This window comes from Roseomonas chloroacetimidivorans (genome assembly GCF_049629625.1).
GTDB lineage: Bacteria > Pseudomonadota > Alphaproteobacteria > Acetobacterales > Acetobacteraceae > Roseomonas > Roseomonas chloroacetimidivorans.
In genome coordinates this window covers 1-6,538 of sequence record NZ_JBNBZS010000133.1, presented here as the reverse complement: position 1 = coordinate 6,538, position 6,538 = coordinate 1, and the positions used below count along the sequence as shown (strand labels likewise).

The following is a 6,538-nucleotide window of genomic DNA, read 5'->3' as shown; positions in this document are numbered from 1 at the left end:
CAGGTCCGGCCGAGCCCGAAACACGTGACATGACCCAAACCTCGCCACGACAGACGCGCTGCACGACAAGGAATCATGACCGCTCCTCTCAACGCAAGACACACCAAGAGATGTGGGTAATTGAAAGGGCCGCGCCACCTCGATCGCCTGCTGCAGCCGGCCGCCCAGCCCTCGCACCTCGCGCGCCAGCGCGCCCAGGCTTGCGTCGTAATCCGGCGCCCGCAGCGTCTCCACCTGCCGCCGCAGCCCGGCCACCTCCGCCCGCAGCGCCTCGAAGGCCCGTTCCGCCCCGTCCTCCGACTCGTATCCCTGTCCCGTCATCGGCGTCCCCGCTCCCGGACGGCACCGGTGCCGTCCGGAACTCAGGCTGCCCCGGGTCGGTGCGAATGGCGCCAGGCCTGTGAAGGGCCGGAATCCGCCGGCTCAGGACCCCGGCCCGAAGCCCGGGCCGGGCGAGCGGGACAGGCGCGCGGCGCGGGCGGAGCGCCAGGCCTCCCAGGCGGCATCCCGTGCCCAGCGCGCCTGTGTCTCCCGCAGCGTCGCCTCCGGCAGCTGCGCGACCTTCTCCCGCAGCTCGGCCCGCGCCGCCTCCTGGCGCGCGTGGAGCCGCCCCTCCTCGCTCCTCTCCTGCCCGGGCGTCGGCGCCGGCACCGGCTTCCACCGGCCCAGATGCCGGCGGGCCCAGCTTGTCACCCCTTCCTCCAGCAGCCGCTCGCGCGCCGCCCACAGCTCCGCCTGCCGCGCTTCCTCCGCGGCCACGCGTGCCGTTTCGGCCCGGCGTGCCTCGCGCAGCAGATCCTTCAGCACCGCCGCGCCGCCAGCACCCTCGAGCTCGGCCGCGAGTTGCGGCCGCGCCGCCAGGGCCGCCTCCACCGGCTGCGACAGCGCCAGCCCGGCCGCCGCGTCGAGCCCCCGCCGCGCTTCCTCCAGCGCCCGTTCCTGATGCGCCAGCACCGGCAGCCCCGCCGCCCGCATCCGCTCTGCCGCCGCCTGGGCCGACACCAGCTCCCGCGCCCATCGCAGCGCCCCGGCTTCCCGCGAGCCGGCCGGGGGGACTACCGGGGACGGCACCGGCGCCTGCGGCGCGGCCTGCAGCCGCAGTCCCGCGAACCGCCCGCGTCGCGGCTCCGGCGGAGCCACCGTCTCGCCCGCGCCCGGCGACACCGCCTGCCGCAGTCCCTCGGCCAGCCGGGCCGGCAGTTCGGCCACCGTCTCCGCCATGCCCTCCAGGCGGGCCGCCTGCCGCCCGATCAGCTCCGCCACCTCCGGGAGGACCGCCAGCAGCGCCGCGCGCAGCCGTCCGCCCTCCAGCCGCTCCCGCGCCTGCCGCCGTACCCCCGCCGGGTCCTGCTCCAGGGCCCGCCGGAGCTCCCGGCCGCCCTCCCTCAGCGCCTCCGCCCGCGCCCGCAGCCTGTCCGCCACCGCGACCGCCGCCACTCCATTCCGCGGCCGGGTCGCGGGCACGGTGATGGCCGGCGCCGCGGGAGACGCATCCCGCCGCACCACGATGTCACTCGCAGGCGCCAGCGGGTGCAGTCCGCGCCGCTCCGCATAGGCCCGCGCCGGCTCCGCCCTGCCCTCCGCCTCCGGCCCGTAGTCCAGCGTCGTGTCCTTGGCCCGCTCCCGCCCCAGCACCGCCGGCAGCCGTGCCTGGTCGTCGCTGCCGAACGCCTCCACGCTCCAGTGCAGCTCCACCCGGCCCCGGTGACGGCTCAGCGCCACATAGGCCAGGTGCCGGTCCATCCCCGGTGTCGCCAGCACCAGCGCCCGCTCCACCGTCACGCTCTGTGCCTTGTGCACCGTCGCCGCGTAGCCATGATCGATCCAGCCATACGCCGCCGGCGCCACCTCCACCCGCCGCACGCCGCCCGGCCCGTCGAGGCGCACGGTGAGCCGCGGGTCCGTCGCCTCGCCCCCGATCGCCTCCACCGTCCCCAGCGTGCCGTTCTTCACCCCGAGCCCGCGATCGTTGCGCAGAAAGTAGACCCGGTCGCCCGGCGCGAAGGACCGCGCGCCCCGCTCCGTCGCCACCTCCCGCTCCTCCCCCAGCAGGCCCGCCTCGCGCAGCAGGCGCCGGGCCCGCCCGTTCAGCTCCTCCACCGCCGCCCGCGTATGCGCCAGCATGATCCGGCTCACCCCCGCCCGGCGTGCCTTGTCCCAGTCCGCCACCACCGCCGCCATCGCCGCCGCGTCCGTGGCATGCCCGTGCACCATCCCGCCTGCCCGGTAGCGCTCCAGCGCCTCCTCCGTCCGCCCGCGCGCCAGCGCCACCGTCGCCTCGCGCTGCCAGCCGACACGCTGCCGGACCACCGTCCTGATCTCGGACGCGCCCACCCGCTCCACGATCGCCCGGAACGCCGCCCCGGCCTCGATCGCCTGCAGCTGTTCGGGGTCGCCCACCAGCACCAGCTTGGCCCCGGCCGACCGCACTTGCCGCAGCAGCGCCGCCATCTGCCGCGAGCCGATCATCCCGGCCTCGTCCACCACCAGCACGTCCCGCGCCGACAGCAGATCCCGCCCCTCCCCCCAGGCATGCAGCAGGCTGTGCACCGTCCGGCTCGCGATCCCGGACCCGCCCTCCAGCCCCTCCGCCGCGATCCCCGACAGCGCCGCCCCGCGCACCCGGTAGCCCTGCCCCTCCCAGGCCTCCCGCGCGACCCCGAGCAGCGTGCTCTTGCCCGTCCCGGCATAGCCCACCACCGCCACCAGGTCCCGCGACCGCGTCGCGTGTCCGAAGGCCAGCCGCTGCTCCTCACCCAGTGCCGTGCCCGCCAGCGCCGCCTGTCGCCGCTCCAGCGCCACCGCATGCGTCGTCCGGTCCGACAACGCCGCGGCATCGGCCACCATCGCCGCCTCCAGCACCACCATCTCCCGCGTGCTGAACCGCTCCTGCCCGCGCCCGTCCCGGCCCACCCGCACCAGCTCCGGATGCGCCTGCACCGCCGCCATCACCGCCGCGAACTGCTCCGCCCCGTCCGACAGCCGGTGCACCAGCCGCGCCAGCTCCGCCCGCGTGAAGGTCGACTGCTGCCCCGTCAGCGCCCGCAGCGCCAGGCCAGGGTCCGCCAGCAGCCGCGTCCCGTTCGCCCGCGCGATCGCCCGGTGCTCCGCCGCCCGCTCGGCCTCCTCGCCCCGCGCCTCGCGGCGTGCCCCGGCCGGACCGATCTTGTTCTGCGGCGCCAGCTCCAGGCCCTGCGCCGCCAGGCTGCGATGGTCGATCCGCCAGTCGTGCCCGGCCTCCGCCAGGCGCGCATTGGCCAGCTCCGCCCAGCGCTCGCGCCAGCCGCGCAGCAGCGCCCGGTCGTTCCAGGCCACCTCCTTGCGCCCGAAGCCCTCTCCCTCGATCCGCCGCATCGTCAGCAGCACATGCGCGTGCGGCTGCTCCCCGCCGTCCTGGCTCCGTCCCCAGTGCACGTTCAGGTCGGCCACCATGCCGCGCGCCACGAACTGCTCGGCCACGAAGTCCCGCGCCAGCCGGATCGCCTCCGCCTGCCCCAGCTCGCGCGGCAGCGCGATCTCGATGTCGCGCGCGAGCTGGCTGTCCTTGCGGCGCTCGCCCGCCTCCACCGCGTTCCACAGCGCCGCGCGCGCCACCCGCTGCGCCTCGCCGGACGGTGCCGACCAGTGCCGCGGCGCGCCTTCGGGCAGCAGGATCTCGGAATGCACCACCCCGGTCTTGCCGGCGTAGTCGAAGCTCTGCCCCAGGCGCTCGTCGTGCAGCCGCATCCCCGACCGGTAGGCCGCCGCCGCCACCACGCTGCGGCCCTGGCCGCGGCCGATCACCCTGGCGCTGAAGTGGTAGATCGCCACGCGGCGTGAGCTCCCACCCGGAGACGGAAAGGCTAGGCCGCCAGCGCGAGGTCTGCCAAGACCTATAAGCGCGCATTTCGCCAAACCGCTCCGCCCCAGGGGGCTCCGCAGGCGAACGATGCGGTGACCGGGTTCCGCCTACGATGATCCGGCCTGAGCCGCCGCCTCGCGCGCGCGGCAGGGCACCCGGAGGGAACGCATATCCGAACCGAAGACACCCGACCTGATGACGCGCCTGCGGCGCCGGCTCGGCCTCAGGCGCTACGAGAGCTTCCGCGCGATGCCGCGCGGCCTCCGCTTCTTCTTCATGGCCGCCTACGGCCTGGAGATGCTGCTGGTCGCCTTCCAACTCGAACGCATGGCACCGGCCGCCAAGGCACTCGCCACCCGCCTCGACGACTGGCACGCCATCGCCCAGCTGACGCCGGGACGGGCCGCGACGATCGGGTTGATCGCAGCTTACATGGCCTGCATCGCCTTCGTGGGATGGGTGAGCCGGAACATCTTCCGGGTCTGCTGTGGCAGCCTTGAGGGTGAACTCTTCCGCTGAGGGCCAGCTCCAGGCGATCGCAACCCCGGCACCGGGCCTCCGGAAGAGGAGTCGGTGCCCGGCACAGCCGGCCTCCGCCCGGTGTCACGCGGAGGCCCCGGGAGAAAAATCGCGGCGGCTGCATTTTTCCAGGGCCCGTTCGCACGGATCCTTCCGAGCCTCCTCCTGCGGGCTGACCCGCACGAGGAGAACCCCATGACCAAGACCCACGACATCTCTGCCGAACTCAAGGCGCTGCAGGACCGCGCCAGGCAGCTCAAGGCGCGACAGAAAGCCGACATCGGACGCGCCATCCTCGCCACCGGCGCCGAGCAGCTCCTCTCGCCGGACGAACTCGTCGGCCTGGTGCTGGCCGGCCTCGAGCAGGCTGGCTCCAACCCCGCCGCCCGCGAGGGCTGGCGACGACGGGGGGAAGCCTTTCGCCACAAGGCCGGCGGCGGCGGCAAGCCAGGCGGGCAGTCCCGGCCTGCCGCCGGACCTGCGCAGGACCCTGTGGACCCGATGGCGGCAGCGGCGGCGGAATGAGCAGGCCATCGCCCGCCTTCAGCGGCGCCTCGCCATGAGCGCCACCCGCGACTGGCGCGCCGAGCGCCGGGCCCGCACCCGTCACCTCATCGAGCTCGGCGGCCTCGTCCTCAAGTCCGGGCTGGTCGAGCTCGTAGCGGATGACCGCGCCACGCTGTTCGGCCTGCTGCTCGGTGACGCCGACCGCCTGCGCGGCCTCGACGACGCCGAGGGGCGGCCGGCCGAGGTCAAGGCCCGGGCCCGGCGCCGTGGGCTGAAGGCCTTCGACGCCGACGCGGAGGCCAGGACCGGCGGCAGCCCGCCAAAGGAGGCGGTCCTGTGACCGGACGCTGAGCCGGAGCCGTCGAGCGGGGCCGGGATGCCACGGCGCCCGGCCCCGCTGCGTCGCCATCACGGCGACACCGGCACGACTCGGCCCCGGAGGTCCCGGGGATGTTCGAACGCTGACTGGCACGAAGGGAGGCACGGACCTCCGCCGCCGCGGCATGGCGGCCTCCCCTCCAGGATAGGGTGTCAGCGAGGGGCAGGTATCCATGGCCGCCAAGGCTTCTCCGCCGCCCCTGGCTGGCCACTGCAAAACGCCCTCGCCTGGCAGGGTCAGGCGGATATCCCGTGCCCTCCACAGTGCTGTGGCGAAAGTGTCGTCATCTACCAGCGTCAGGATGATACCGCCTCCGGGGCCGTCGGAGGGCGTCACCAACCGCTCGACCTGAAACCGGATGCGCTCACCTCCGACGCTGGCGTTGATCATCGTGTCGCGGGAGATGTCCAGGCGCAGCTGCTGGTGCTGCAAGATCAGATCGGTTTCACTGCTGGACCGGCTAAGTGTGAAGCTCCAGCCCTTCGCGCGCTGCAGGTTCTCGACCTGGCAGACGATGGTGCGCAGCCCCCCAATGGTTCGGGCACCGGAGATGAATTGCCATGAGCCGAACCTGCGTTCCACCCACCCGGGGGACAGCTGCGCGGAGGCCGTGGAAGCCGCCAGCCCCAGCATAAGCAGGCCCAGCAGACCAGCCGCACGCATGAATTCGCTCCCGACAGTCAGGACATGCTCATGGTGGTCACACCTTCACCAATGACTCGAGAAAGCCATTTCTGACTGTACTGGAAGCTCGGCTGGCTGGGCGACCAAGCGGACCCTGCTGTGGCGGTGCGGATACCCCGCCCCCTGCCGCGTGCTGCGGAGCGCGAACCACCCTTGGGGCTGGTCGCCGCTGGCAGCCTGGAGGCCTGGAGCATGGATGAAGATGGCCCCGTCAGTCCGGGACCCGCACTCCCAGCCGCGCCGCGGCGGCCTCGAGCAGCGCCAAGTCGCCTTCACGCCACTGCCGCCGAGCTAGCAACGTCATTGCGTCATGTGCGGGAAGCCCCAATGCCTCCCCAACGGCGGCGGCAAGGGTGATCCCCCGATCATCCAGCTCCCGGCCAATCGCAAACCGAAGGCGGAGCAGTCGCAGCTGCCGGGCGCGGCGCTCCTCATGAGAAAGCTTCGGCTTTGCCGTTGGTTCATGGCTCATGGGCCATCCTACACACCCGGACCACGAGGCGAAGCATCCGGCGCCATGGGCGCTGGTGGTCAGCACGCCAAATCGGAGCATAACAGCCTCACTTCCCTAGAGGAGGGGCGCCAGGAACGCTTGGCTGCCCTTTTCG

General features: G+C 73.7%; 6 protein-coding genes. 3 read left to right on the top strand and 3 right to left on the bottom strand.

Annotation, left to right across the window (positions count from 1 at the left end; translation table 11 throughout):
* Positions 1 to 321 (bottom strand): hypothetical protein (locus tag ACO1BU_RS34200; RefSeq protein WP_424140382.1); only part of this gene is annotated, 321 nt, incomplete at its 3' end.
* Positions 322 to 423: 102 nt separating this feature from the next.
* A complete protein-coding gene (gene traA, locus ACO1BU_RS34195; RefSeq protein WP_424140381.1) occupies positions 424 to 3,810 on the bottom strand; it encodes a Ti-type conjugative transfer relaxase TraA in 3,387 nt (1,128 codons plus the stop codon).
* A gap of 226 nt (positions 3,811 to 4,036) precedes the next feature.
* Between traA and ACO1BU_RS34190 the strand changes: the two genes are divergently transcribed.
* The 3 genes from ACO1BU_RS34190 to ACO1BU_RS34180 all read left to right on the top strand — a co-directional run bounded on the left by ACO1BU_RS34190 (position 4,037) and on the right by ACO1BU_RS34180 (position 5,207).
* Positions 4,037 to 4,360 carry a hypothetical protein gene (locus tag ACO1BU_RS34190; protein ID WP_424140380.1) on the top strand — a complete coding sequence of 108 codons (324 nt, stop codon included), beginning with the start codon at positions 4,037 to 4,039 and terminating at the stop codon, positions 4,358 to 4,360.
* A 195-nt stretch (positions 4,361 to 4,555) separates the two neighbouring features.
* Entirely contained in the window at positions 4,556 to 4,885 is a 330-nt protein-coding gene (locus tag ACO1BU_RS34185; protein WP_424140379.1) for a conjugal transfer protein TraD, read from the top strand.
* A gap of 34 nt (positions 4,886 to 4,919) precedes the next feature.
* Complete coding sequence (locus tag ACO1BU_RS34180; protein ID WP_424140378.1) at positions 4,920 to 5,207, top strand: conjugal transfer protein TraD; 288 nt, start codon at positions 4,920 to 4,922, stop codon at positions 5,205 to 5,207.
* Positions 5,208 to 6,141: 934 nt separating this feature from the next.
* On the opposite strand, the gene ACO1BU_RS34175 is transcribed toward ACO1BU_RS34180, so the two are convergent.
* Positions 6,142 to 6,402 carry a hypothetical protein gene (locus ACO1BU_RS34175; RefSeq protein ID WP_424140377.1) on the bottom strand — a complete coding sequence of 87 codons (261 nt, stop codon included), beginning with the start codon at positions 6,400 to 6,402 and terminating at the stop codon, positions 6,142 to 6,144.
* Positions 6,403 to 6,538: the final 136 nt, after the last annotated feature.

Excerpts from the sequence above, each read along its gene's own strand:
- ACO1BU_RS34190 (WP_424140380.1), top strand. The coding sequence starts at position 4,037 with ATGACGCGCCTGCGGCGCCGGCTCGGCCTCAGGCGCTACGAGAGCTTC.
- ACO1BU_RS34185 (WP_424140379.1), top strand. The coding sequence starts at position 4,556 with ATGACCAAGACCCACGACATCTCTGCCGAACTCAAGGCGCTGCAGGAC.
- ACO1BU_RS34180 (WP_424140378.1), top strand. The coding sequence starts at position 4,920 with ATGAGCGCCACCCGCGACTGGCGCGCCGAGCGCCGGGCCCGCACCCGT.
- ACO1BU_RS34175 (WP_424140377.1), bottom strand. The coding sequence starts at position 6,402 with ATGAGCCATGAACCAACGGCAAAGCCGAAGCTTTCTCATGAGGAGCGC.